Source organism: Oculatella sp. LEGE 06141, assembly GCF_015207605.1.
GTDB lineage: Bacteria > Cyanobacteriota > Cyanobacteriia > Elainellales > Elainellaceae > Oculatella.
The window spans coordinates 260,370-285,887 of sequence record NZ_JADEWO010000001.1 but is presented as its reverse complement, the minus strand read 5'-3'; the positions used below and the strand labels follow the sequence as shown (position 1 = coordinate 285,887).

The following is a 25,518-nucleotide window of genomic DNA, read 5'->3' as shown; positions in this document are numbered from 1 at the left end:
ACCTGCACGACTTAATAGATAGTAATTTAGTTGAATCCGTCATACTATTTGCAATATTTGCAAGGCGCTAGCTGCTTGAGGAAATGCTATGACCCTCTACAAGCTTGAAGACTTTTACCCAGACTACCAGGATGAACTGTTTGGTGGTGACGACATCAAAGGATTGCCCGTTTACACCGAAGAGGGCGACAAAGTGGGCACAACGAGTGGCGCTTTAGTAGATCGAGAAGGTCATCTTCGCTATTTAGTAATGGATACAGGCTTCTGGATCTTTGGCAAAAGGGTGCTGTTACCGGTGGGTCAGTTCCAGAGTAGCCCCGACCAGCAATGCCTTTATCTGACGGGTCTTACTAAACAGGAAGCGAAAGTATTACCTACTTACGACGACGAAACAACCGCTGAGTTGTTGTACTCCGATGCAGACGCAGACCTGCTTGAGGACGATCGCGCTTCCACCGCTGAGGTTGCGCCAGAAGCAGAAATTTTTTCTTACGAAGAGGCCGAAGCAGACAGCGCCTTTGCCACAACCCGCATGGATTCCCCTGAACAACCAACGGCGGTTTCTACCGCCAGCACTAATGAAGGCCTGATAGTGGGCACTGCTGTTGCAGAACCGCTAGTCTCTGCTGTTCGTCCTAACGGTTTGCATACCATCAGCGTGGATAGTAAAGATGACGCTGTGAGTGAAACTGCTACTGCAAGCGAAACTGCTACTGCAAGCGAAGCTGTTGCGCTGAGCGAAGATCTCGCTGTAAGTGAGACGATCGCCCCGGCAGCGAATCCTCCCACCTCCACAACTGAGGCAACGACCAGCGATAACCTGCTGCTGCACGAAACCTTCAATCGGCCTTTAGCCAATCCCAACCCAACATCGGCGATCGCACCCGTTTCGGTCGCATCCCACGAACAGGCGATCGCCGTTTCCGAGGCTGCTGGCGACCCGTCACCCAGCGACCAGCAGATTATTCCAGCCTACGAAGAGCGATTAGTGGCCGATAAGCATCGTCAAAAAGCAGGAGAGGTGGCGATCGGCAAGCGGGTTGAAACGGAACTGGCTCGCGTTTCGGTTCCCGTCGAAAAAGAGCGGCTGATTATCGAACGGAATCCTTCAGGTCATTCCGGTCAGGATGTTGCTCTCTCCTCCGACGATTTCCGAACTCAGATTATTGCTCGAATTGAACTCTACGAAGAAACCGTTGAAGTTCGCAAACGGCCTATAGTGCGAGAAGAGATCCGAATCCGTAAAGAAGTATCGCGGGAAACCGTCAGCACGGAGGAATCATTACGACGTGAAGAGCTAGAAATTAAGACAGAAGGAAATCCAGCCGTAGACTGGAAGTAACCGATCGCGACTCTGGCCGACTTAACTCAGCCTGTCTAACCTTTCATGATCATTCAATCGATTTAGTGAACCTGCCCCATGAATAGTTCAGTCACTACAAAACAACCGGGAGCCGTCATTCCAAACGCACAGTATGCCAAGGTGTTGCTTGACAGGCTGAAACGGCGGTTGCAAGGGTTTTTAGTCCAGGATAGCCAGGGTCAAGTTGTTGGTACTGTTCAAGATCTGATCCTTGATCCGTCTGATGCCGATGGCTACTTTACCTTGGTGGTGTCCCAGGTAGATTCAACCACACCGGATCATGCCTTTACCCTGAGCAGTCGATCGCTCCATCGCATTGACATTCCCAATCGAGTTCTGTTTGCCAAGGTTAACGGCGTTCGCAGTTCGTATCATGAGCTGCAACTAAACGAAAGCGGTGACCTGATTAACACCCCAGCAACGGCTGAGTCTGTTTCGGCTCAGATTGAGCCCCCTTCTGATTTTCCCAATCAGGCTATGGCGATCGCCCCCTTGCAACCCTCGGCAATAACCACCGCTCCAGCTACGGAGCCTGAACCGATTGAGGGTGACCTGCTAGGCGACACCTCATCCTTACCCAAAACGGTTCGAGAACAAGTGATTCGCTTGCTCGAAGAGAAGCTAGACATAACCCACAAAAAGCGGAAGGCGGGTGAAGTTGTAATTCGCAAAACGGTTGAAACGCGGATTGTAGAAGTTCCCGTGCGCTGGGAAAAGCTAGTGATTGAGCAAGTCGGCGACGAACACAAACAACTGGCAGAGGTCGATTTAGGGCAAGGTGCGGTGCTTGGCGTTGAACTGGTGCAGCCCAGGGATGCCGCCCATCATCCCAGCGTGACAGGAGAGTTCGTTTCGCTAGAAGCAGCTCGTTCCATCTTGGAGGCGATCGCAGGTACTATTCGCCATCGCTGTAAGCTCATTAAGGTGGACGTTTTCCTGCGCTATTGGGACACCCAAAAGACTCACATGGAGTTTACGTCACCGCGAGTGGGTAGCCATGTTTTAGAGGCGATCGCCAAAAGCATGGATCATCGCTGTACTCAGGTCAACATTGAGGTTCTGCTGGACAGTTGGGATGTGCAGCAGACCTATCAAGAATGGTTCAACAAATACCGTAAGCCGTAACGGCTTCAAGTGAGCGGTTTTGGGTCAAGACGTTGCTTCCGGCAACGCCTTTTTTTTACCTCTTTTGACTGTAGCAAGCTCGGCAAGGTCACTCGTCTGAAAGATGAGCGATTGTGGTCAGGCTCCTAGCCTATAAATGATAGACACTCAGTCCGGGAGGTAAGTTATGGCACTTCTTCAGTTGAAGCAGCGCTATCCACATTACGAGCAGTTTGCTGATGAAGATAGCAAGATTGTGTTCGAGTCATTTGAGGTTTACACAGGCGTTGGCGATCGCGTTGGCGCGGTTCAAGATGTCCTGATGGATGAACAGGCAGGCTGTATTCGCTACTTGATTGTGGATGCTGGTAAATGCATTCTTATTCCAATGGGCGTTGTTCGCTTCGATTACGACTCGCATCGTATCTATGTAGATGGGTTAAAACAACAGCAAATTGACACCTTGCCCGAATACAAAAACCAGTCTGCCATCAGCCAGGATTACGAGGAAATGGTACGAAAAGTATTTCGTCCAATGGTGATTCGGCGTGGGTCGCAACCAGGAAACACCCTGTTCGATCGCAACACTTACCAATACGAGCAGGACTCTGCCCTGTATACGCTGGCCGGGCCAGACAAACAGCGGTTAGAACAATGCGAACAACAGCTCACCTCCCATCGGGGTCAGTGATCGCCGCAACTCAAATCAAGACTTTAAACAGCGTTCATTAACCTTAAACCATCTGTTTTTACTGTCGCTTGCTCATACAAATGCATCTACGGTTAACTCAACGCATCATTAAAACCCATCATTGAGCAAACCTAATTTCAATCCGCAGATAACCATATCGTGAAAACGAAAAGGGGCGCTATGACAGCGCCCCTTTAAGCTAACCTTCGTTCCACTCTCTAGGCAATGGAAGCCACTTTTACGTCGTTAGTTGCCAACAGTTCTTGCAACTCTTCAGAGTCAACCGTTTCACGCTCGATTAGCATTTGTGCAAGTTGGTCAAGCACGTTACGGTTCTCCTGCAAAACCATCTTGGCGCGACGATAAGCCTGCTCTACTAAATTGCGAACTTCATCGTCGATCGCGGCTGCCGTTTCTTCCGAAAAGTCTCGCTCTGCTGCGATATCTCGTCCCAAGAACATGTTGCCTTGCTGACGACCCAGCGCTACAGGCCCCAGGCGATCGCTCATCCCAAAGCGAGTTACCATCTGACGCGCCACCCGCGCCACCTGCTGTAAGTCGTTGGAAGCACCCGTAGTTACTTCCTCTTCGCCAAAGATGACCTCTTCAGCGATTCGACCACCCAGCGCTACGGCCATCTGGTTTTGTAGGTAAGAACGAGAGTACAACCCCGAATCCATCCGATCTTCGCTAGGGGTGAACCAGGTTAAACCACCAGCACGACCGCGCGGAATGATGCTGATCTTCTGAACGGGGTCATAATCCGGCATCAGGGCACCCACCAGCGCGTGTCCTGCTTCGTGGTAAGCCACTAACTGCTTTCGCTTTTCGCTCATAACCCGATCTTTCTTCTCAGGGCCAGCCAAAACGCGATCGATCGCATCGTTGACTTCGTCCATCGAAATCTCGGTTAAGTTACGACGAGCCGCCAAAATCGCCGCTTCGTTGAGCAAGTTTGCCAAGTCCGCACCCGTGAATCCGGGAGTCCGACGAGCAATCTTCTCCAGATCAACATCCTTCGACAGGGTCTTACCGCGAGCATGGACATTCAAAATTTCCAACCGTCCGGCATAATCGGGGCGATCGACCACAACCTGGCGATCGAAACGACCAGGCCGCAATAATGCTGCATCCAATACGTCTGGTCGGTTGGTAGCTGCAATAATGATGATGCCAGTATTGCCCTCAAAGCCATCCATCTCCGTCAAGAGCTGGTTGAGAGTCTGCTCTCGCTCGTCGTTCCCGCCACCCAGGCCAGCACCCCGTTGGCGACCAACAGCGTCAATCTCATCGATAAAGACGATACAAGGGGCGTTTGCTTTCGCCTGTTCAAACAAGTCACGGACACGGGAGGCACCAACCCCAACAAACATCTCTACAAACTCCGAACCGGAGATGGAGAAGAAGGGAACGCCCGCCTCACCCGCCACAGCTTTCGCCAATAGCGTTTTACCCGTTCCTGGAGGACCTACGAGCAGCACACCCTTAGGAATTTTGGCTCCCACCGCCGTAAAGCGATCGGCATTCTTGAGGAAATCAACCACCTCGCTCAGTTCCAGCTTGGCCTGTTCAATGCCAGCGACATCCCCAAAAGTCACCTGGGTTTGAGGTTCCATCTGTACTCGGGCTTTAGACTTTCCAAAGTTCATCGCCTGACTACCGGGACCATTCTGCGCTCGACGCAGCACAAAGAACAGAACGACCAATAACAAGAACGGAATCAGAAGCGTGCTCAGCACCCGTGCCCAAACGTTATCCTCTGCTTGAGGCGAAACCGCAATGTCTACCCCATTTTGAGTCAGAATTGTGAGCAGCTCAGGATCGTTGGGCAAGTTAACGGCCACTTTCTGACCATCGTCTGTGGTCGCAACCGCCCGAGTCCGGTCAGCGCTGACGCTGACTCTCTCAACACGGTTTTGTTGAACTTCATCAATAAACCGACTGTAACGCCAGGATTCGACATCCTGGGGCTGTCGATCGAGCAGGGCGGTTGCCAAAAAGATAACCACCACCACTAAAAGGGCGTACAATCCCGCATTTCTCCAGCGCTTATTCACCGAGGTTGTTCCTCCTACGTCTTCTATGCGAGCACATTCAGAATTTCTTATTGTTAACTAATGTAACGCATATTAGGATTTCAATGCGATACCGAATGGAATAGTCCACACAATCGCTGTAATCCTGCGTGCGTTGCATTGTAAGTTAGGGACTTTGACGGCCTCAAAACCGTGTGGATTGGAATAAGTTGCACCACACAGTTGCTATAAGCGATCGCCTCAAACCCTAACACCAACTCCTCATCCCAAGGCTCTTCCGTGATACCTTCATTCTGCCACTTCAGCCAGGAAATGAGTTGCGATCGGGCGATCCCGCTTAATATCGGCTCAGAAATCGGTGGAGTCCACCAACCGCCATCCCGCCATCCCCAAAGGTTTCCAGTAGCCGTTTCCAGCCAATCTCCCGCAGGATTGGTCAAAATAGCCTCCATCCCTGCGTGCTGTGCTGCCGCCTGACGAGCCAACCAGGTTGAGAGATAGTTCCCTGTTTTATGAGAGGCAAGGGGGCGATGGAATTCAGAACCATCAGCCAGCCACGCAGCAATGCCTTTTTTTTGGCGCTGTGCTAACCCATCCGGTAAGTGTCGTCCTGTAATCCACTCTCGCCCATCGGCAAAGAGTGTGATTCGCAACACCGGATACTGCAAACCCAGTTGCGCGGCACCGTGCTGCACCCGTTGCCAGTCTGGAGGCTGCCAGCCAAAGGCGCTTAAGCTTTGCTGGAGGCGATCGCAGTGGGCTTGCCACGCCGTCAACGGATGCTCTAGCGATCGCTGATAGATCCGCATCGTTGTAAACAGCGTTGCTCCGTAGAGCAGTCCCGGATCGTCGATCGCTAATTCTACTGTCCCAGAGTGACACATCTGGCCGTTATACCAGTGGCTAAGGGATGACATCGGTTCTCCTCGCTGCATGCGTTAGAATCATGAGATGTAGATACAAAACTTAACAATGCAGCCCCTACGCACCAATTTGGAGAGCCGCAACGCGATCGCCGATTATATCCAAACCGAGTTTCCGTTTCTTGAGAATACGGGGTGTCTATCCCCGCATGTGGGCGGTAGAAAGGCCGGATTGGAGCGATTACAGCATTTCCCGCTTGAAAAATATGCCAGACAGCGTAACTTTTTGGATGGTGCTGTCAGCCAGCTATCGCCTTACCTGAGCCGAGGCTGTATCACGCTGGAGGAGGTGCGGCAGTGGGCGTTGCAGCACCAGGCATCTCACTCCGTTGAGAAGTTTGTTTCGGAGTTGGCGTGGCGTGCCTTTTTTCATCTGGTTTATCAGGACGAGGGCGATCGCATTCTCCAAGATCTAGAACCGCCTAAAGTTCCCATGCGGCAACATCAAACCACGCTGCCAGACGATATCGACCGGGGGGAAACAGGTATTCCTTCAATGGATACGTTCATTCGAATGTTGAAAGAGACAGGGTATCTCCACAACCATGCCCGCATGTATCTTGCCAGCTACATTGTCCACTTTCGCCAGGTTCACTGGCGCACGGGTGCCGACTGGATGTATGCCCTGCTCATTGACGGCGATCTGGCCAGCAATCATCTGTCCTGGCAGTGGGTTGCGTCCACTTTCTCCCACAAGCCTTATATTTTTAACCGCGAAAATTTAGAGCGGTATGCTGGCTCTGTTTTACCGGGCGATCCTCGCAAAGATGATCCGTTCAATTACTCCTATGAGGAACTGGCCGATCGCCTGTTTGGCAACGACTACACTCCAGCATCAAGCCGCGCGTCTGGCAACTACCGCTAAACACTATGACAGCACTCATCTGGTTTAACGAAGATGGCCTTAATCCGGCGCATCCAATGGTGCAAGACTATCCAACCGCACCCCGGATTTACATTTTTGATCGGCCCTATCTACAGCAGTGGCAAATTTCCAAGCACCGGATTCAGTTCATCTACGAATCACTGCTGGAAATCGCGGATATCCAAATTTATCAGGGGAATACCGTTCCACTCCTGCGTCAGTTGTTAGAGCAGCACCAGGCAACAGAAATTGTGACGACTGAAACGCCCAACCACATCATCAAAGCGTGGCAGCACGATCTGCAATCCTACGCCAACCTGGTAGCCTATCCGGAGGTCTACCCGGTAAATGACCATTCATCGCCAAGGCGGTTCTCGCGCTATTGGCACCAGCACGATCGCGCCTGGTTAACGCCTTAATCTTGTTCTGGCATTTGCACGCTAAAACCACCGTCTGCTTCAACAATTTGCCCACCTAGCGCTTCAATTCGCTGCACAGCGACCTGGCGCGTCAACTCATCTGGAGTGGTGGTATAAACCATGATCCAGGCACCGATTTGAGCCGACTTGCTGTTCGGATTTTTGGCTAAGAAATCAGCCGTCTGCCGAGACATCTCAGCAACGCGATCGCTGCCCTCTAGCGACGACTGGCTGGCCCATTCAGCGGCAGTCTCAAATGAGCGTCGTGCCGCCTCAGCGTCTCCCAAAAATAAGAGTTCATCAATTCCTTTTTGTCGCCATGCAAAATAGGAACCGGGCGGTACATTGGGCTTCATCGCTTTCAAACTCCGCTCCATAATAGCCACTGAACGCTCTGGCATTCCGGCATAAATGGTGGAACTGGTCGATAAAAAAGTGTACGCCTCTAAAAAGTAAGGATCACGGCCTAGAATAACTTCAAAATAGTCTGGACTCAGCCCGTAGCCCGTCTTAGCTCGCGCCTCGTCGTCTCCGTAGTATTGCAAAAAGTCGAGGAAGAGCCAGTCTGCCAGCAGATTGTTGAAGCCAAAGGTCGGCGCTTTATTCAAAAAACTCAACTGAACTCTATCGGCTTCAACCTGCTGATTTAGCGTTTGTGTATCCATCACAGCAGAGGTGCGGCGCAGCTCATTCAACCGAGGAATCTGCATTGCACCGATCGCCACAACACAAATGATAGCCACGCAAACAGCAGCAACCGCTTGATTCAACTGAAGGCTAAACCGGGATGCCATTTTCTCAGCCTCTACACAGGGTTAGTATCGTTATTTTAAAGATGCTACCCAACTGCTTCCGTTAAGGAAACAGCGGCGATCGCCCACTCTGGCTATAAGCACACCCGCAATCCCTGATGGCACCCCAAACAGGATGGGTACTCTGATCACTGGCAGCACGCATATGGCAGCACACATAGGATATCCGGTATGGCTCTCAAAAACACCCAGGGTGCGTCTAAACGACGATTAGTTCAGCTCTTTACGCTCATTTCGTCACTGTTCTTGCTGGTTCCGCTTGGCGCTTCCACTGTGAATCTCTTCAGCAGTGCTACAAAAGTGAACCAACCAGAAGTGGTTGAATCGGAAGCAGAAATGCTGCAAAAGTTGCAGGCCCAAGAGACGGGATATGAATCGATTCTGAGCCGAGAGCCAATGAACCAGACGGCATTAGAAGGGTTGGTCAATACGCGATTGGCAATGGACAATAGCCAGGGAGCGATCGCCCCTCTCGAAACGTTAGTAAACCTCTATCCCGATCGCGCCGATTACCAGTCTGCGTTGGATGAACTAAAGCAAGAAACGGGCGATCGTTAGCCGTTTCAGATATCACTGCCCCCCCTAAACCAATAGTTCACCTAAACGTAGAGAATCGCCCCATGCCAGTGTTTCTTTCTAGCCTCAAGAAAAGTGGTCATTTGGATCAAACCCACCTGACTGTTTGTAATGTTGGTTCTCGCAAGTTGGGCGCTGAGAATGACTACGCCAGCCTGGGTTGGAATATTTTTGCGCCCAATCTTACCATCTATGGCTTTGATGCCGATGCCGATGCCTGCAATGCAGCCAATGCTGATATTGAAAATCGTCAGGTGAACTGGACAGAGCAGCATATTCCACTGGCGATCGGCGATACCAATCGGGAAGCAACGCTGTATGTGGCACAAGATCCAATGTGTAGTTCCCTGTATCCGCCTAACGAACCGTTCCTGTCCCGTTTCAATGGGCTACCAGATGTAATGAATCTGGACTTCACTGTAGAGGTAGAACTCACCACCCTGGATGATTTTTGTCAGCAAGCAGAAATTGGCGAGATTGATTTCTTGCAGGTGGATGTTCAGGGTGCCGATCTTCAGGTGCTAGAAGGAGCCGCAACGCTTCTGAAGGATAAGATTTTGGCGATACAAATTGAAGTTGAATTTTCGCCCTTATACCTCAACCAACCTCTGTTTGCCGATGTGGATAACTATTTGCGAGCCAGGAACTTTGCCCTATTTAACCTGGAGGCGGGTTACGGCAGCAGAGCGCGATCGCCCATTGTCTCTAAAACGAATCCAGGGCAAATTCTCTGGGGTGATGCTTTCTACTTCTATGATTTGCTTCAGCCATCCGAGACGGTTCGCGTTAAAACGCCCGAACAGCTTTTTAAACTGGCCTGCATTGCTGATGTCATGGAATTCTCAGATTATGCGCTGGAACTGCTGGAGTACTTGACCCTCAACTACGGCAGTAATCCCAATTTCAACTTTGCCGACAACATTGTTGAAGGGCTATCTGCGTTTCCCGATCTGATGCACAACCTGAATGCCCTACCCGTCATTGCCAACATCCGCAGCTACATCAGTCCAGGCATGATCTGATGCCAACTGATAGCAGATGGGTATGCTGATGGTGGCTACGTTACAGCAAGGAACGATAGCGATCGCTCCCGCAAACGTCTCTTACCCCCCAGAGAAGCACTATGAACAAACACATTCTTCTGTACACCGACGATCCAGATCTGGGTGGTGTTGCTCAATATAATCACACGCTGCTTGTAGCTCTGGCCGCCCGCGAGCATCAAGTAACCGTCGTGCAGAGCCAGAGCGATAGCCCATTGGTTAATCAACAGCGGGCGTTGGGAATTCAGCATCGGTGGTTAAACTTTGATAGTGCAAAGGACTTTGGTCGGACGTTAACCAATTCTGACGATGCGTTATCTATCTTTACTGAATGTCAGCCCGATCTAATTATCTTCAGCGATTGCAGCCCACTGTCTAACTTCGCGGCAAAACAGGCAGCATTAGCATCCAATATTCCCTACATTGTTGTTATTGGATTTGTTGCTCCGTATCTATCAGAGCGGTTTGCCAACCACCTCGATCCGCTATCCCATCAATATGCAAAGGCACAGGCAGTCATAGCGGTTTCCCAAGACAATCTCGACTGGTTGCATTCTCAGTTCAAATTGCCCAAAGAGCAGGGACAGGTCATTCACTATGGACGACCAAAGCAGTATTTTGCACCCCCTAACCCAGACGTGCGCGATCGCCTCCGTCAAGAATGGGCAATTCCCCCAGAGGGCATTGTGTGTTTCACAGCCGCCCGTCTGGAGACAGTAAAGGGATGGCAGTACCAGTTAGATGCGATCGCCCAACTTCAACAGTCTTCAATTTGGCACAACCTCTATTTTGTTTGGGCAGGCAATGGCAGCCTCAAAGACGAGATAAACAGTATCATTCAGCAGTGGGATGTTGCTGATCACGTCAAGCTATTGGGACAACGTTGGGATATTGCCGATTGGCTGGATGCATCCGACATTTTTGTATTGTCTTCAGAATGGGAAGGAATGCCGTTAGCGATTATGGAAGCGATGGCTAAGGGGCTTCCTGTTATTGCTTCAGCGGTGAGTGGCATTCCAGAAGAGCTAGGAGAGACGGGGCAACTACTGACCGATCCCAAGCTTGACCCTGAATCAACCATTACCGAATTAGTGTCAACCGTCACAATCTGGGTAGAGAACCCGTCCTTGCGTCAATCTCAAGGGTTGGCCGCTCAACAGCGCGCCGAGCAACTGTTTACAGAAGAGCGGATGGTGCAGCAAACTATGGCTGTTGTTGAACGTGCCTTGCTTCCCTCTGGAGACTATGTTTCTCCGGGGTTTGCCGTTGTTCGTCCGGATGCTGCTTTCCCACATATGATTGTGGGCAATACAGATACCTGTGCATGGCAATATTTACGACGAGGGATTGCCCATAACTGGTATGTCGATGAACGGGCGCAGATGGTAGGGTTTCTCAGCCGTGATGAAGCTCACATCCTCTACAACACAGCTCTTCAATTCAAAGATAAAAAAGCGTTAGAAGTGGGCTGTTGGCTGGGTTGGTCTGCTTGCCACCTGGCTTTGGCAGGGGTAGAACTGGATGTTATTGATCCGTTGCTGGAGCGCACTGAGTTTTATCAGAGCGTCAGCGAATCCTTACATGCAGCAGGAGTGCAAAATTCTGTTACTCTGATTCCTGGTTTTAGCCCCCAAAAAGTAGAAGAGGTGGCCGCACAACAGCAACGCAAATGGTCACTCATTTTCATTGATGGTGATCACGATGCGCCAGGGCCGTTAAAAGATGCGATCGCCTGTGAGAAACTGGCTGAACCTGATGCCATCATCGTATTCCATGACCTGGCATCTCCCGATGTCGCGCAAGGGCTAGATTACCTCAAGCAGCAGGGCTGGAATACGCTGGTTTATCAAACCATGCAAATTATGGGTGTGGCATGGCGAGGTAATGTACAACCCGTGCAACACCAACCCGATCCAAACATTATTTGGCAATTGCCTGTACATTTACAGCAACATCCTGTCAGCGGTGCCACACAAGACGATGCCGAGTTGAACTTGGAGCAAGCTAACCCCGTTCTGGCGAAGCTAGGCAGATGGGTTCAGCAGTTGAAAATACCTGCTCCTCAACAAATACACCTTGATCTCAATGCCAGAACTCAGCTCGCCAAACTGCACTCACAAGGGAAAGAAAGGTATCTGAAGGGTGAGATAGACCAGGCGATCGCTGTCTTTAACGACGTTATACACTTGCATCCTGGGTCTGCGATCGCCCATCATCATTTAACTGCTCTGTATTGGCATCAGGGAGATCTTCAGCAAAGCCTACAGCATCATGCCTTAGCACATGCTACTAACCCTATTCATCAGTTGGATCAGGATGATGAATTCCAGTCTATCCTGACCATTATCCGACCATACACATTGCTGAGCCAGGAGCGGCTGTTTTCTCTTTACTCATTAGCAAAACAAGTTTGCCTGGATGATATTCCTGGTAATTTCGTTGAATGTGGTACTTGTAAGGGTGGATCAGCAGCACTGCTGGCAGCAGTGATTCAGCGATACAGTCTGCGGCCTCGTCTGCTATATGCCTTCGACACGTTTGCTGGCATGCCAGACCCCATTGAGGTGGATCGACACAACGGTGTTCCAGCCAATGCAACAGGATTAGGAGCAGGTACACTGGCTGCTCCAATCATGGAAAACTTAAACGTTGTTTGTCAGGCACTTGGCGTTGGCAACATAGTTGTTCCTGTTCCAGGGCTGTTTGAACAAACATTGCCCCAACTTAAACCAGTGATCGGCAGTATTGCGTTTCTACATGCCGATGCAGACTGGTACGAGTCAACAATGGACATTTTCAAAACGCTATATGGCAATGTCATGCCTGATGGGTTCATTCAGGTCGATGATTATGGCTTTTGGGAAGGATGCAGGAAAGCGATTCATGATTTTGAACGACTGCACGCTACATTATTTCCCCTTCGACGCATTGACGATACGGGCGTGTGGTTCCGCAAAACAGACGCTGTTGTCCCAAGCTGTAACTACTGGCAGATGATTTGGCAGTTGGCGCAGACTTTAGAGAAGCTAGGACACTTAGAGCAGGCAGAACAATACCTTCACGCTGTTCTCAAGCTCATGCCAGCATTCTATTTGGCAGAGGAAATGTTGTCGCGCTTCCAGTCTGCTGCCAAAGAAAAGGAAGTATTTGCGACGCTCAGTCTCACTGGCTTTCCCTCCATTGAAGAGCTTGAAAAAATTATCCGATACTACCAACAAGCCCCCAGTGATGCTGCACGGATTGAGCAATTAAGACAAATTCGCTGGGACATCGCTCAGAAATGGCTAGAACTACCAGAAAACCAGCTACAGGCTATGTCTCAAACTGCGTTAGGGCAAGCCCATGCTCTGCTTCATGGGCTTGAACGTAATGGAGGCAATGCATTAAAGCATTTACCTTTAACGGCAGCAGAACAACAGTTAATTCAAGAAACGACGGCTGCAATCGCGGCAGGAGTAAGCAACGATCGCTACATTCCTGGCCTTCTCGTCGCAATGCTCTACTGTCAGGCGCATGAATTGACCTGGCAGCATGAACTCGATCGCTTACCAGAGTGGTTGATTCACAACTATGTTCTGTTTGTGGCAGCAGCTCAACCTCTGTTTAGCCAGGTGGGAGAGGTCGATCGCTACTACCGCCATATGCAGCAATGGGTTGATTACTTGTATCACAACCTTTCTAGCCAGCCAGAATCAGAGCTGTGGCAAGAGGTTGCTCTCCAATTTATTCAAAGCACAAATTGCATTCCCCTTTACTTTAGCGAAGCCAACTTAAACGATCTCTATGCCAAACGCTCAGATATCCTGGAACTGGTATTACACCATCATGGACATCAGATTGATTATCAATTTTCCGGGCGGGGGAGCGATCGAGAGAAAATCCGTTTAGGTATTCTCAATACTCATTTCAGCCCACAAACGGATACGTTTCAGACACTTCCTGTCTTTGAACATCTGGATCGGAATCGGTTTGAAATTGTCTTGTACTCACTGCACATTAACCATCATCCACTAGAACAATACTGCCACTCTAAAGCAGATCGGGTTGTTCAGCTTTCCGAGCATGATATCGCTGAGTCAGTCCAAACGATTCGAGCGGATGATTTGGATCTTCTACTCATCGGTACCAATGTCACGGTTTCAACCAACTCGGTTACCCTCCTGGCAACCCATCGCTTAGCTAGAGTACAGCTTGCATTTGGTTCTGCTCCAGTTTCGACAGGAATCAGAAACATAGATTACTTCGTCTCTGGTAATCTTTCAGAACTGGAACAGGGTGCCCAAGATTCCTATCGAGAAAGGCTAGTGACGGTTGATGGCACTGGATATTGTTTCAACTACACTGTGGCCAATCAATCTCCTGCTGCTCAACCGAGCCGAAGCAGTTTAGGCATTGATGAGAACACTACTGTATTGGTGTCTGGGGCTAATTTCTACAAAATTGTCCCTGAATTGAGAGAAGCATGGGGCAAGCTTTTGGCTGCTATACCCGATTCAGTCCTCATGTTGTATCCATTTTCTCCTAGCTGGAATTCTTCGTATCCATCGGCATTGTGGCTTCAACAAATGCACCAGGTTTTAGAGCGCTATGGTGTTGCTTCAAATCGTTTAATGATATTGGATACATTGCCTACCCGCGAAGATGTGAAGGCATACCTGAAGCTGGCTGACATTTACCTTGATTCCTTCAGGCACTCGGGTGGTCATTCGCTGGTTGATGCTTTAGAAGTCAACTTACCAACGGTGGTGATAGAAGGCAATGCCTTGCGTGCCAAACATGCAGCGGCTTATCTCAAGGAACTACAACTTCCCGAGTTGATAACTTGTGATGAAACAGCTTATATCGAAGTAGCCACTAAGCTCGCTACATCTCCAGAATGGCGATCGCAACTCAGCCAACGAATCAGGCAAGCGATGCAAGCAAATCCCAGATTCTTAGATAGCCAAGACTATTCCTGTCAACTCGGCAATCTGTTTCAACAGCTCTTTCACACCTATCAATCTGACGAATTCATCAAAAACTTTAGATTGCAAACAATTAATTTCATTGTTTTTCCAGCTTGGCACCAGTCGGAAGAGTTGCTTGTTCAAAGCCTCATTTCAACGATCAAAATCCTTGCCCATTCCATCCAGAGGGATGAAACAACGCTACTGATAGATACCACAGGAATCGCAGATGAAGAGGCAGACCTGGCACTTTCTAGCATTGCGATGCATCTTTTAATAGAAGAAGAGGTCGATCTATCCGAAGGGCCAGAACTTGCTTTGGTTGGAGAACTCAGCCGATTGGATTGGAAGACGCTCACTTCTTTGCTTCAAGGGCGCATTAGTTTAGAGCCGGAAAATTCAGAGGCGATCGCTACCGCTGGTACAGAATCCCTTACGATTTACTCTCTAGAACAGCTCAGTTCTTGAAATTTCTGATCCCTTCAACCCTGCTCAAACGCTAGATTCTTCGCATGCGTAGGCTTTGGCTCTGCCCAGCCCAAGACACTGGCGATGGCGTGGATGGCCTAACTCAATAACCCATAAAGACGCGGTTTTCAGTCTCTACAGGTTATGGGTGGTTATTTGACAGATGGTGCGATCGCCAAGAATCGTGCGGCCAGACTGACTTATCTTCTGTTTTGTGACTTATTTTGTGACTACAACATTCAGGCTAATGAGAGTTTCTAGCAAACGCAGATTACTACAGTCTTCGAATAAGCCAAATTCTGCAATTTGCTCATAGGCACGAAAACCGACTTCCTCCAGGTACAGAGCCAGAGTTTCGAAGTCAAAACCAACCTTATGAACATCATATTGATTCGTTTGTCCACCAAACATGATTCGCATAATGTGATGGCGTTCGATGGGCATTAATCTAGGATGCAGATACAACCAGCACAGCTTCTTTAAGTCGGGGACACTAATGTACAGCTTACCGCCGGGTTGTAACACTCTATGCCATTCAGTGAGCGTCCGAAGTAACTCATCATCCAGTTGATAGTAGAAGTGTTCCAACACATGGCTGGCATAAATGGCTGCGATGGAATTATCCTCAAACTGTTCCAGGCAGGCTGCATCTCCTACAAAGTCAACTTCTGGACGTGCTTCAATATCTAAAATCTTCCAGTCTGGATGTGGTTCTTTGCCACCAATGTGAAGTTGGATCATTGACATACCTAAATGTTGTTTCCTGTGTTGAATCCGGTGGTTTATTTGCTTTCAATAAACTTGAGCCACATTTGCTCATAGGCTGCTTCCATCTCATGAGCAAATTGCTTTGTATTCCACAACGGCGAAGTTTGGCGAGACTGACGCAGCTTCCAGGAAATTTGCTGCCGTAAAGTTGCATCTTGCCCCAAGCGAATACCCCATTCCACATACTCGTCACTGCTCCAGGCAATTCCTTCCGTTACGCCCACGTTCATCATCATGGTGTAACTATTACGAGCGGCAAACTGTTGTCCAACCTGCGTTACCAGTGGAACGCCCATCCACAACGTTTCTAATGTAGTGGTCGCTCCGTTGTAGGGAAACGTGTCGAGAACAACATCTGCAATGCCCAAGTTGGCTCGATGAACTGCCTCATCAACGGCCCATGATAAGAAGCGGAGGCGATCGCTCGCAACGCCTTCCTCTTCAGCGATCTGCTCGTAAAACCTTTTAGATGACTCCTGGTCGGCTCCTCCTTTGATTAGAAGATAGCTATTGGGCACATCTCGCAGAATCTTCATTTGGAGACGCACATTTTCAGGATGGCGTTTGTAGCCTCCCTGAACTACCAGATAAATAATGGCATCCGACGGAATGTTCAATTGTTCTCGTCGCAGGTTAGGAATGCCCACTTCAAACCCATCAACTGCTACATAGGTTTGAGGCAACCGCCAGATCGTCTCCGAGTAGTAGTCTTGTGCTGCCTCTGGCAAAACATAGGGATCAGCAATGAAGTAATCCACCGCAGGCAGCCCAGAGGCATCCCAACCCAACCAGGTGGCCTGAATTGGAGCGACTTTTGCAGACAGAAGTTCACACATGCCGTCTAACGTGACGCTATCCAGATCAATCAGGATATCAATCTCGTCCTGGTGAATTCGTTCCAGAATCGTATTGTTGCATCCCATAAACCCATAGGTGTGATCGGATTGATCGACAAACCACTGCTGAGTGAAAGCACTAATGGTAGGTTGATTAATCAGATATGTATGGATTTGGAACCGTTCCCGGTTGTGGTGCTGAAACAGCCAACGAGAAATCCAACCGACCGAATGGCGCTTGAGACAATGAGAAAGATAGCCAATTTTAAGCTTCTTTGTGGGGCTAAACTGATTTGATTTCGCGGGCGATCGCTGCAATAGCTCTGGTGTTGTTTCGGCCTGAATGCGTTGAATATTACTCTGGCATAGACTACTAAGCTGATTCTGGATGGGGCGAGACGTTGCCGGGTCATCCTTGAAATAAGGGAAGAAGAAGGTTGAAATGAACAGGCGGCAGGCTGAAACAGCATCAATATCATCAGGAGCCGACTTCAGGAGCGATCGCACCAACTCTTCCTGTCGTTCAATGGCAACGCGACTTTCTGCCAAATATCCAGACGCACCCATCAAGCATTTCAACACTAAGTGATTAGCGTACACTCGGTCAGCCAGCGTTTCGGTTAATTCATAGCAAGCTTGAGCTGTTTCAATTGCCTTAGTGTATTGGTGAGCGTTTTGGTAAAAAGTGGATAAGTGTCTCATCACCTCTACTTCAAATACCTCAAAGCGCAAACACAATTCTCCCAGTAGACACGCCAGGTCGGGATTCAGATAACCATGAGCTGCTTCAATAGCGGTACGGAGAATCGCATCAACAAACCTGGCTCGATTATGAGCATGTTCAATGCTGGCTTCGCCTAAGGCTAACGTGCTGGGGGAGTGTGCTGCATGTTCCAATAGGGTTTGCAGAGTCTGTAACAGTAGCTCTGGATCAACTACAGCATCCTTAGCTTGCAGGAGTTCAATTAGCTCAAGCTCGTCGAACATCTCATCTGAGAAGGTCGTCAATGTCAGGCTAAGTTGCACTATCTTCAGCAAATTATTGATGGTTTGAGGGGCGATCTCTCGCATGTGTTGCCGAATTGCCCAAGCAACCGGGTGATCTGGTAATTGCTCTCGTCGTTCGGCTTCAGTTTGCAACACCTGCAACAAGTCTGTTGTCCACTGGTCAATTTGTTCTGGTTCACCGTCTGCCATCCCCAACCACCAGGCTGTCTGCGCTTCAGCTTCTTGACCCTGCAACAACAGCGCCAGCCCTAGATGCCAAACATGCGACTTGTTTTCGGGTTCTTGCTCGATCGCCTGCTCATAGAGGTGAGCCGCTTGCTCATAATCACCGTTGTTGAGATGTTGAAAAGCCTGTTGTTGCAAATCGTTGGCAGACACGGTTGTAAAAGTCATGGCAGAGGTAAGGGGCAATTTGAAGGACTAAAAAAAATAGTGGAGAGGTAGAACTCTCCACTATACGTATCGACTAGATTAAGGTTGGAGAATCAAGCAATTCTTGAGTTCCATTCAATCAAGTGACTATACTTGACCTAGCTACCCACTAGCTGCTGAGTTGCAGAACATGCAGTACCGTTGGTGGGGTTAGCAGCCACAACACCAGGCTCTTTCTGTTCGCAAAGAACAGCAACGCTGGTGAGGTCGCTGGTTGCGCCACCTTTTTGCAAGCTAACCATACCGGAGTAATTTCTCAAGCCGGTTACGTTGGTGGTCAATGCAGACTTGGTGATTGCTGTAACCGAAGTGCCAGTACCACTAGAACTGGTTGCATAGGTGTAGTTGTTGGTTTCAGTAGCGATACCAACACCCAGGTCTAGAATGTCAGTGCCGAATTTTGACTTTTCAGCGAAGTATGCTTGCTGGCCTTTGTTGATGGAGCCAACGTAGGTTTTCGCTTCAGACTGCTTTGCTTTGTTGGCCTGGTTGAGGAAGGAAGGCAGAGCAATAGCAGATAGAATACCGATGATGATGATAACAACGAGAAGTTCAATCAGCGTGAAGCCTTTGTTCTCTTTCTTTTGAAGCAGGTGCTGTAGGAACTTGGTTTTGAATTCAGATTTCATGAGAGGTTACTCCTTGAGGTGCGGGATGTGGATTTCTAACTCCTGGATATAACTTGCCCACCTCTGATCAGTTTCATATCACCCTCCAAAAAAAAGGTTTTAGCTCTGAATTTCTATTCAATGGGAAGGCTCCGGTAGAACGTAGAGAAACGCTTCTAGCTGGTTAACAAACTGGCTCACCTCGTGCAGGGCATCCGCTTCCGTCAAAGGTGCCAGCGTGATGGGGTTGATGGGCTGGATCTGCAACCAGTGTTGCACCAACGCCATCACTGTCTGGGGTGCTTCCCAGAGTTTTAGAATGCAGGCTGCGATCGTATGACCTATAAAAACAGGGGCTAGTGCCGGAGCCATGATGTAGCTGCTAATTTCAAAGGGCTTGTGGTTCGTCAGGCCGTCAATCAAATCTTGCTTGAACTTCGCCGTTCTAAGCTGGGGATGTAACGAGACTTGCGCGTTCCGCCAATCTGCTTCCTCCCAGTCATCCACAGCGGTGGGTGGCTCTGGTTGGTTTGAGTGAGTACACCAAAAGTCGAGCAAGCGATGCACTGGGTGCAGCAATTCAAACAGGTGCAGTCGGGTTTCAATGGAGGTTTCCGACAAGCCCATTGCCCAAAACACGGGTAAATCGTCCGAATCTTTAAATAAATCGGTGATATCCCAATGTCGCCAATTCACCATGCTAAAGAACTCCAGATCAGCCTGTCTCAAGAGATTGAACAAATCAGGAATCGTAAAGCCTTTGTCTCCCTGAAACAGGTAATTCATTAAGATCTGTTCCTTGCTGTCTTCTCCTTCAAAGGCAGGATTCCAGCCTCTCGCCTTGAGATCGACCCCATCCTTGAGCGATCGCATTGTTTCTGTGACAATTTCCATCTCCATATCGGTGGGGTTGTCGTCCATTAACCCCATAAGCTTGCAAACCTTTTGTGCCCGAAAGTAAATCATTCGCTGCATGTAGCTGTGCAGGTTGCTCCGAATGATGCCTTGAGGGTTGAGGACAGCCTTCATTGCCCGCAAGCCAACGGTGATATCTGGAAACAGGTACAGCACCTCATCGCAATTGATGTAGTCAAATTGCAGACCGAGCGCTGGTAAATTCTCAATGTCGATCGCATGGAATTCAGCATTGTTAAAGCCGTGATGTTGCAGCCGCTGGCGTGCCAATTTAACTGATTCTTCAGAAATATCAACCCCCACCACTTTGGCTCCAGGGTTGGCGATCGCCAAACATAATGACTTGTAGCCCGTTCCGCATCCCGCATCCAAAATCAGTTTGTCTTTAGTATCGATGACTCGTCGGTAACGACGATAGTAAGGAGTCACCAAATTATGAACAAACAGTGAATTGGCATCGTCCTTGGGCGATTTCTCTAGAGGAATTCTAGGATAGGGACCAAAATCAAACTGCTGGCGAATTTTCTCAATCAGTTCAGAGGCTTGAGGATTCATAGTTTACGGCTATAGCGGCTTTTGAGAATTGGGTTGATCTTAAGAGTGCCCAATTCTGCTTCAGTCTTTTCCACTAAATTTAGTTCAACGTTGGATGAAGCGATCGCAGGTACTTGCCAAAACAGCCGTAATTCTACTGGTAGCGGTTTTCAGGTGCGTTAAAGCCAACGCCCGATCGAGACATGGTGTGTAATGGTCATGTCCTGTCTGCGTCAACAACGCTAATGTTGTGTTACTCCACGCTCTGCAACGCTTCTTTAACTTGCTCAAATACGCCCTGCCAATCTCCAGGAGAAGGTTGTCGGAATAGCCGCATTCCCGGATACCAGGGGCTATCGTTTCGCTCCAGCAACCAGCGCCAGTCGGGTAAATGGGACAAAAGTACCCACACCGGATGACCTAATGCACCCGCCAAGTGAGCAACCGCCGTGTCTACTGTAATCACTAAATCGAGTTGGGTGATGATGGCAGCCGTATCGGCAAAGTCATGCAGTTGGCTACTTAGATCCAGGAGTTTACTTTCTATCCCCAGGTGCTTCAACTCTGCCGCGGCCTCTCCTTTCTGGAGACTATAAACGGCCACACCCGAAATATCCAGAATCGGTTGAACGTAGCGGAGTGGACAGGAGCGATCGCCATCAGACTGGCGCTCCGGATTTCCTGCCCACACTAGCCCCACATGGAATCGAGCCTGGGGCGATCGCTGTAACAGAGGGGATGAAGGAGCCGTCAGATAGGGAATATCAGCCGGAATTGTGTCTAGCGTCGTTCCAAATAGCCAGGGCAAACTCATCAAGGGTGCCTGCACATCGAAGTCGGGCAACGGTGCATCACGCGGAACGAGGTGATCAATACCATCCATTGCTGCTAACAGCCGCATCAGAGCGGGCTGGCATTCAACGATCACCTGTCCCCCCTGTTGCGCTGCTCGTTGCGCCACCAGCGGCACATAGCGACTAAATTGAATGGTATCGCCAAAGCCTTGTTCTGCATGGAGCAGAAGCCGTTGTCCTTGCCAGAATGAGCCATCCCAGAGCGGTTCTTTGAAGGCGCGAGGCGGTTGTTCTGGAAGCTGCCACCGCCACTCAAACTCCGCAAGGCCAGTCGTTAAATCACCCAACAGTAACGATGCGATCGCCAAATTCCAGTGGGCATTCACATAACCAGGATTGAACGTCAGAATCGTATGGTAGCAAGCGATCGCCTCCTCAAGGTTGCCCTGATCGTGCAGCACACCACCCAGGTTATAGTAGGCTTCCGTGAACTCTGGATTTAGAGCGATCGCCTGCTGGTAAGCCGTGATTGCGGCTGCCATATCGCCTTGTTCACGAAAGGCATTGCCCAAATTGTAGTGAGCATGGACAAAGTCGGGTTGAAGCGCGATCGCCTCTTGGTAGGCTGCGATCGCCGTCTCAATATCACCCTGCTGCCGCAACGCTGTACCCAGGTCGTTGTATACCCAAACATAATCCGGTTCAATGGCAATCACCTGCTGATAGAGCGCGATCGCATCGTCTGGATGATGGGTTTGAAACGCAATCACTCCTAACAAGTGCAGCGCCCTAACCTGCTCAGGTTCCTGCTCAAGAATGCTGCGATAAAGCTGCTCGGCTTGCAGAAGATTGCCCGCCTGGTGATGCTGTAGAGCAATGGCGATCGTTTGAGAAACATCCATAGGGTTACCCGATGACTAGACCCCGTCTTTAATCACCTTCAGGGTCATTTCAATTTGCTTGAAGACGTTATTGAATTGTCGGCCAATTTGCCAAATATCCGCTTCATCAATTTCGCCTGCTTGATATTGAGATAGCCAGGGTTCATCTAACAAATAATTGGTATGAATCAGGTCAAAATCAACATTCAAATAAAGACCCAGCGGCGAATTGGCCGCATTTAGCTCAGCCCATTGACGATTGTTCGTTTTCGAAAACAGCGACAGGCTGTCTGGGGTCACCGCTCGAACGTGAGTCGGATCGTTCAGAAAATCGTCATGACGGGGATGCGGCACCGTAATTTGAATGGTGGCATTTGCTTTGCAGACGCGATAAAGCTCTTTTAGAATGCCGAGATACGTATCTCGCGTTTCTCCAAGGTGTTCCAGGACGTGATGTAAGACAACTTCATCAACGCTGTTATCATCCCAGATCCAGGGAAATACTTCCAAGTCACAACGTACATCTGGAGTACCGAATTTATCGACATTGACATAGCCGATGAGCGGATTTTGACCGCAGCCCAAATTCAGTTTAAGTTCGTTACACATTGCACAGGTCAAATAAACACTTAATCGAGCTATTTCAAATCGGTTGCTTCAGTTAACGGTAAGCCATCTGTAACCATCTATAGTGGTCGTCAATTGCTTACAAACCCTCCCAACTTCATTGCCCATTTTCTGGTTTGTGGGTAAAGAGTTGCCATCCTAGAACCGATTCAAAAAGCGCTAGGATAGTTTAATCGTTGAACTATATTTTGGAAACGCAATTGGGCGAGTTGTCTGCATGTTCGATGACGGGTGAATTTCCGGCTCATCTGTGCCAATTGGACAATGGGCTAACGGTAATTCATCAACAGGTTCCAGCCGCATCGACGGTGACCGTAGATGTGTGGGTTAAAGCGGGGGCGATCGCTGAACCGGAACCCTGGTCTGGCATGGCTCACTTCTTGGAGCATATGATTTTCAAGGGCACCGATTGGATGCCACCCGGTTTGTTCGATCAAATTATTGAAAACCAGGGCGGAGCCACCAATGCGGCTACTAGCCATGATTATGCCCACTACTTTATCAACACTACCGCATCCCGATTAGTTGACACGCTGCCGTGTTTATCAGACTTATTGCTGTATGCTGCCATTCCAGACGATGAGTTTGAGCGCGAACGGGATGTGGTGCTGGAAGAAATTCGCCAGTCTCAGGACGATCCAGATTGCCTGGGCTTTCAGTCGCTGATGGAAGCGGTTTATCAATGCCATCCCTATGGTCGTCCGGTGCTGGGAGATGCCGTGGGGCTGATGTTGCAAACCCCCGACGAAATGCGGCACTTTCATCAGGCTCACTATCAGCCCGACAAGATGACCGTCGTTGTCGTGGGTGATGTGGCGCTGGAGCCAACGCTGGAGCTGGTCAACCGAGCCTTTAGCCGCTTTGTGACTCCGCCTCAGTTTCCGCTGGTGCAAGCGGAAGCAGAACCGCCAATGACCGATATTCGGCACCAGGAGCTGTATTTGCCCCGATTGGAACAGTCTCGCTTGCTGATGGCCTGGGTAGGGCCAGGAGTTGAGCAGTTGCATGATGCCTACGGGTTAGACTTGCTGGCGGTCGTGCTGGCGGGTGGGCGCACCTCTCGACTGGTACGGGAATTGCGCGAAGAGCGACAACTGGTGCAGGATATTGCCAGCAGCTTTTCGCTTCAGCGGGACTCCAGTTTGTTTACCATTGCGGCATGGCTGGAGCCAGACCATTTGGGTGCGGTGGAAGCAATTATTGGCGATCGCCTTGCCGAATTAGCCGCCACTCCCATCAGTGAAGCCGAATTGAAACGGTATCAACGGCTACTGTGTAACGACTATGCGTTTTCAACTGAAACATCTAGCCAGCTAGCGGGTCTATATGGCTATTACAACACGATCGCTCAAGCCAAGCTTTCGGTGAACTACCCGCAGCAGATCCAGAGCTTGCAGGCTGAAGAACTTCAGCATCTTGCCAGTCGGTATCTCTCACCTGTCCGCTATGCCGCCACGGTGCTTAAACCCGCCTGATGGGTAGCCTTGTTCTCTCTCAGCACTCCACTTTTCAAACGTTTATAGGATTCTCATGTCCGTTAACTCGACTGTAGCCTACCTGCTACAAAATTTAAATGTGCATCGGATCGTGCTAGACAACGGTCTGGTGATTTTGGCAACGGAAAACCCGGCTGCTGATATTGTGTCTGCCCGTCTGTTTACTCGGGCGGGTAGCCGTTACGAGTCTGCGGAGCAGGCTGGCATTTCACACTTGCTTTCTGCTGTTTTAACGAAAGGAACCCATCACCTTTCTGCTCAGGATATTGCGGAACGAGTGGAATCGGTGGGAGCCAGTTTAGGGGCGGATGCCGTTGCCGACTATTGCCTCTTAAGCCTAAAAACGGTATCGGCTGACTTTGCAGAAATTTTGGCTCTGGCCGCAGATTTGTTGCGATCGCCCAGTTTTCCTGAATCAGAAGTTGAGCTAGAACGCCGAATTGCCTTACAGGGAATTCGTTCGATGCAAGAGCAGCCCTTTTCAGTTGCCAATCGCCAACTGCGGCAGGCGATGTATGGTAATCATCCCTATGCTCTGCCTGTTCTGGGAACCGAAGCTAGCGTTTCGCAACTGAACCGAGACGATTTGCAGCGCTACCACCAGACTTACTTTCGTCCAGACAACTTGATTATTAGTATTGCCGGACGAATCAGCGCTGAGGAATCGATCGCGCTGGTCGATCACCTGTTTGGCGATTGGCAGGCTCCCAAACAGCCCGATGGCGATCGACCATTACCGTTACCGATGCCAAAACTGTCGCCGATTGCTACGGTACCGCAGCAGATGGTGACCATTCAAGATACCCAGCAAGCCATTGTAATGTTGGGCTACCTGGCGGCTCCGGTTCATACGGAGGACTATGTGGCGCTTAAACTGCTGAATACCTATTTGGGCAACGGTCTCTCCAGTCGGCTATTTGTTGAACTGCGCGAAAAGCGAGGGTTGGCTTACGAGGTTTCGGCATTTTATCCAACCCGGCTGGATGTCTCACAATTTGTTGTTTACATGGGTACTGCCCCAACCAACGCCGCGATCGCCTTGACGGGGTTGCAGCAAGAAGTGGATCGACTGTGCCACAGTCCGTTAGCGCTAGAAGAGTTGCAGGCTGCCCAGAATAAGCTACTGGGGCAATATGCCCTGGGTAAGCAAACCAACGCTCAAATTGCCCAAACTTATGGCTGGTATGAAACGTTGGGGTTGGGAGTGGAATTTGATCAGCAGTTTCAAAAGGCAGCGGCAGCGGCAACGGCGGAGAGGTTGCAACAGGTAGCCTGTCAGTATTTCACGAAACCGTACATCTCGCTGGTGGGGCCAGCCAGTGTCAATGAGATCCTCGCCATGCCAGCGTCCAGTTAATTTCATATACAGTGGA

19 protein-coding genes are annotated in these 25,518 nt (G+C 49.7%); 10 read left to right on the top strand and 9 right to left on the bottom strand.

The genetic code is table 11. From position 1 onward, the window contains the following. Positions 1–88: 88 nt before the first annotated feature. From IQ268_RS01310 to IQ268_RS01300, 3 genes are all read left to right on the top strand, one after another. Positions 89–1,342, top strand: coding sequence for a DUF2382 domain-containing protein (locus IQ268_RS01310; protein WP_193874719.1), 1,254 nt, complete (start codon positions 89–91; stop codon positions 1,340–1,342). A 78-nt stretch (positions 1,343–1,420) separates the two neighbouring features. Beyond that, complete coding sequence (locus IQ268_RS01305; RefSeq protein ID WP_193874717.1) at positions 1,421–2,488, top strand: DUF2382 domain-containing protein; 1,068 nt, start codon at positions 1,421–1,423, stop codon at positions 2,486–2,488. Positions 2,489–2,654: 166 nt separating this feature from the next. Next, positions 2,655–3,158 carry a PRC-barrel domain-containing protein gene (locus IQ268_RS01300; RefSeq protein WP_193874715.1) on the top strand — a complete coding sequence of 168 codons (504 nt, stop codon included), beginning with the start codon at positions 2,655–2,657 and terminating at the stop codon, positions 3,156–3,158. 218 nt (positions 3,159–3,376) lie between these two features. Here the strand turns inward: IQ268_RS01300 and ftsH3 are convergent, their stop codons facing one another. Beyond that, positions 3,377–5,215: an ATP-dependent zinc metalloprotease FtsH3 gene (gene ftsH3 / locus IQ268_RS01295; RefSeq protein WP_193874713.1), complete on the bottom strand. Its 1,839-nt coding sequence runs from the start codon at positions 5,213–5,215 to the stop codon at positions 3,377–3,379. A gap of 80 nt (positions 5,216–5,295) precedes the next feature. After that, positions 5,296–6,111 carry an aminotransferase class IV gene (locus IQ268_RS01290; RefSeq protein ID WP_193874711.1) on the bottom strand — a complete coding sequence of 272 codons (816 nt, stop codon included), beginning with the start codon at positions 6,109–6,111 and terminating at the stop codon, positions 5,296–5,298. Positions 6,112–6,166: 55 nt separating this feature from the next. Here IQ268_RS01290 and IQ268_RS01285 point away from each other — a divergent pair, with 55 nt between their 5' ends. Further along, entirely contained in the window at positions 6,167–6,982 is an 816-nt protein-coding gene (locus IQ268_RS01285; RefSeq protein WP_193874709.1) for an FAD-binding domain-containing protein, read from the top strand. A gap of 5 nt (positions 6,983–6,987) precedes the next feature. Beyond that, positions 6,988–7,401: a hypothetical protein gene (locus IQ268_RS01280; RefSeq protein WP_193874707.1), complete on the top strand. Its 414-nt coding sequence runs from the start codon at positions 6,988–6,990 to the stop codon at positions 7,399–7,401. Here IQ268_RS01280 and IQ268_RS01275 read toward each other — a convergent pair. Beyond that, positions 7,398–8,195 carry a hypothetical protein gene (locus IQ268_RS01275; protein ID WP_193874705.1) on the bottom strand — a complete coding sequence of 266 codons (798 nt, stop codon included), beginning with the start codon at positions 8,193–8,195 and terminating at the stop codon, positions 7,398–7,400. The genes IQ268_RS01280 and IQ268_RS01275 overlap by 4 nt on opposite strands. Positions 8,196–8,384: 189 nt before the next feature. Here IQ268_RS01275 and IQ268_RS01270 point away from each other — a divergent pair, with 189 nt between their 5' ends. The 3 genes from IQ268_RS01270 (at position 8,385) to IQ268_RS32015 (ending at position 15,246) form a co-directional block, all read left to right on the top strand. Beyond that, positions 8,385–8,771: a tetratricopeptide repeat protein gene (locus tag IQ268_RS01270; protein ID WP_193874703.1), complete on the top strand. Its 387-nt coding sequence runs from the start codon at positions 8,385–8,387 to the stop codon at positions 8,769–8,771. 62 nt (positions 8,772–8,833) lie between these two features. Beyond that, the gene (locus IQ268_RS01265) at positions 8,834–9,811 is read left to right on the top strand and encodes an FkbM family methyltransferase (protein WP_193874700.1); all 978 of its coding nucleotides are present in this window, start codon (positions 8,834–8,836) and stop codon (positions 9,809–9,811) included. 101 nt (positions 9,812–9,912) lie between these two features. Beyond that, positions 9,913–15,246: a TylF/MycF/NovP-related O-methyltransferase gene (locus IQ268_RS32015; protein ID WP_228034974.1), complete on the top strand. Its 5,334-nt coding sequence runs from the start codon at positions 9,913–9,915 to the stop codon at positions 15,244–15,246. A gap of 219 nt (positions 15,247–15,465) precedes the next feature. Here the strand turns inward: IQ268_RS32015 and IQ268_RS01245 are convergent, their stop codons facing one another. From IQ268_RS01245 to IQ268_RS01220, 6 genes are all read right to left on the bottom strand, one after another. Next, on the bottom strand, positions 15,466–15,993 hold the full coding sequence (locus IQ268_RS01245) for a methyltransferase domain-containing protein (protein WP_193874698.1): 528 nt from the start codon (positions 15,991–15,993) through the stop codon (positions 15,466–15,468). Positions 15,994–16,028: 35 nt separating this feature from the next. Continuing rightward, complete coding sequence (locus IQ268_RS01240; RefSeq protein ID WP_193874696.1) at positions 16,029–18,251, bottom strand: tetratricopeptide repeat protein; 2,223 nt, start codon at positions 18,249–18,251, stop codon at positions 16,029–16,031. A 137-nt stretch (positions 18,252–18,388) separates the two neighbouring features. Then, on the bottom strand, positions 18,389–18,919 hold the full coding sequence (locus IQ268_RS32665) for a type IV pilin-like G/H family protein (protein WP_193874694.1): 531 nt from the start codon (positions 18,917–18,919) through the stop codon (positions 18,389–18,391). Between the two features lie 117 nt (positions 18,920–19,036). Beyond that, a complete protein-coding gene (locus IQ268_RS01230; RefSeq protein WP_193874692.1) occupies positions 19,037–20,368 on the bottom strand; it encodes a class I SAM-dependent methyltransferase in 1,332 nt (443 codons plus the stop codon). 232 nt (positions 20,369–20,600) lie between these two features. Beyond that, positions 20,601–22,043 carry a tetratricopeptide repeat protein gene (locus IQ268_RS01225; protein WP_193874690.1) on the bottom strand — a complete coding sequence of 481 codons (1,443 nt, stop codon included), beginning with the start codon at positions 22,041–22,043 and terminating at the stop codon, positions 20,601–20,603. Between the two features lie 15 nt (positions 22,044–22,058). After that, positions 22,059–22,631, bottom strand: a complete 573-nt coding sequence (locus tag IQ268_RS01220; RefSeq protein ID WP_193874689.1) for a methyltransferase domain-containing protein — start codon at positions 22,629–22,631, stop codon at positions 22,059–22,061. Positions 22,632–22,873: 242 nt separating this feature from the next. On the opposite strand from IQ268_RS01220, the gene IQ268_RS01215 reads away from it, so the two are divergent. Together IQ268_RS01215 and IQ268_RS01210 are read left to right on the top strand one after the other, a co-directional pair. Next, a complete protein-coding gene (locus IQ268_RS01215; protein WP_193874851.1) occupies positions 22,874–24,124 on the top strand; it encodes a pitrilysin family protein in 1,251 nt (416 codons plus the stop codon). 55 nt (positions 24,125–24,179) lie between these two features. Then, on the top strand, positions 24,180–25,502 hold the full coding sequence (locus IQ268_RS01210; protein WP_193874687.1) for a pitrilysin family protein: 1,323 nt from the start codon (positions 24,180–24,182) through the stop codon (positions 25,500–25,502). Positions 25,503–25,518: the final 16 nt, after the last annotated feature.

Coding starts and splice junctions, on each gene's coding strand:
- IQ268_RS32015 (WP_228034974.1), top strand. CDS start 9,913: ATGAACAAACACATTCTTCTGTACACCGACGATCCAGATCTGGGTGGT.
- IQ268_RS01285 (WP_193874709.1), top strand. CDS start 6,167: ATGCAGCCCCTACGCACCAATTTGGAGAGCCGCAACGCGATCGCCGAT.
- IQ268_RS01215 (WP_193874851.1), top strand. CDS start 22,874: ATGACGGGTGAATTTCCGGCTCATCTGTGCCAATTGGACAATGGGCTA.
- IQ268_RS01280 (WP_193874707.1), top strand. CDS start 6,988: ATGACAGCACTCATCTGGTTTAACGAAGATGGCCTTAATCCGGCGCAT.
- IQ268_RS01310 (WP_193874719.1), top strand. CDS start 89: ATGACCCTCTACAAGCTTGAAGACTTTTACCCAGACTACCAGGATGAA.
- IQ268_RS01265 (WP_193874700.1), top strand. CDS start 8,834: ATGCCAGTGTTTCTTTCTAGCCTCAAGAAAAGTGGTCATTTGGATCAA.
- IQ268_RS01290 (WP_193874711.1), bottom strand. CDS start 6,111: ATGTCATCCCTTAGCCACTGGTATAACGGCCAGATGTGTCACTCTGGG.
- IQ268_RS01275 (WP_193874705.1), bottom strand. CDS start 8,195: ATGGCATCCCGGTTTAGCCTTCAGTTGAATCAAGCGGTTGCTGCTGTT.
- IQ268_RS01305 (WP_193874717.1), top strand. CDS start 1,421: ATGAATAGTTCAGTCACTACAAAACAACCGGGAGCCGTCATTCCAAAC.
- IQ268_RS01210 (WP_193874687.1), top strand. CDS start 24,180: ATGTCCGTTAACTCGACTGTAGCCTACCTGCTACAAAATTTAAATGTG.
- IQ268_RS01245 (WP_193874698.1), bottom strand. CDS start 15,993: ATGTCAATGATCCAACTTCACATTGGTGGCAAAGAACCACATCCAGAC.
- IQ268_RS32665 (WP_193874694.1), bottom strand. CDS start 18,919: ATGAAATCTGAATTCAAAACCAAGTTCCTACAGCACCTGCTTCAAAAG.
- IQ268_RS01230 (WP_193874692.1), bottom strand. CDS start 20,368: ATGAATCCTCAAGCCTCTGAACTGATTGAGAAAATTCGCCAGCAGTTT.
- IQ268_RS01240 (WP_193874696.1), bottom strand. CDS start 18,251: ATGACTTTTACAACCGTGTCTGCCAACGATTTGCAACAACAGGCTTTT.
- IQ268_RS01270 (WP_193874703.1), top strand. CDS start 8,385: ATGGCTCTCAAAAACACCCAGGGTGCGTCTAAACGACGATTAGTTCAG.
- IQ268_RS01225 (WP_193874690.1), bottom strand. CDS start 22,043: ATGGATGTTTCTCAAACGATCGCCATTGCTCTACAGCATCACCAGGCG.
- IQ268_RS01300 (WP_193874715.1), top strand. CDS start 2,655: ATGGCACTTCTTCAGTTGAAGCAGCGCTATCCACATTACGAGCAGTTT.
- IQ268_RS01220 (WP_193874689.1), bottom strand. CDS start 22,631: ATGTGTAACGAACTTAAACTGAATTTGGGCTGCGGTCAAAATCCGCTC.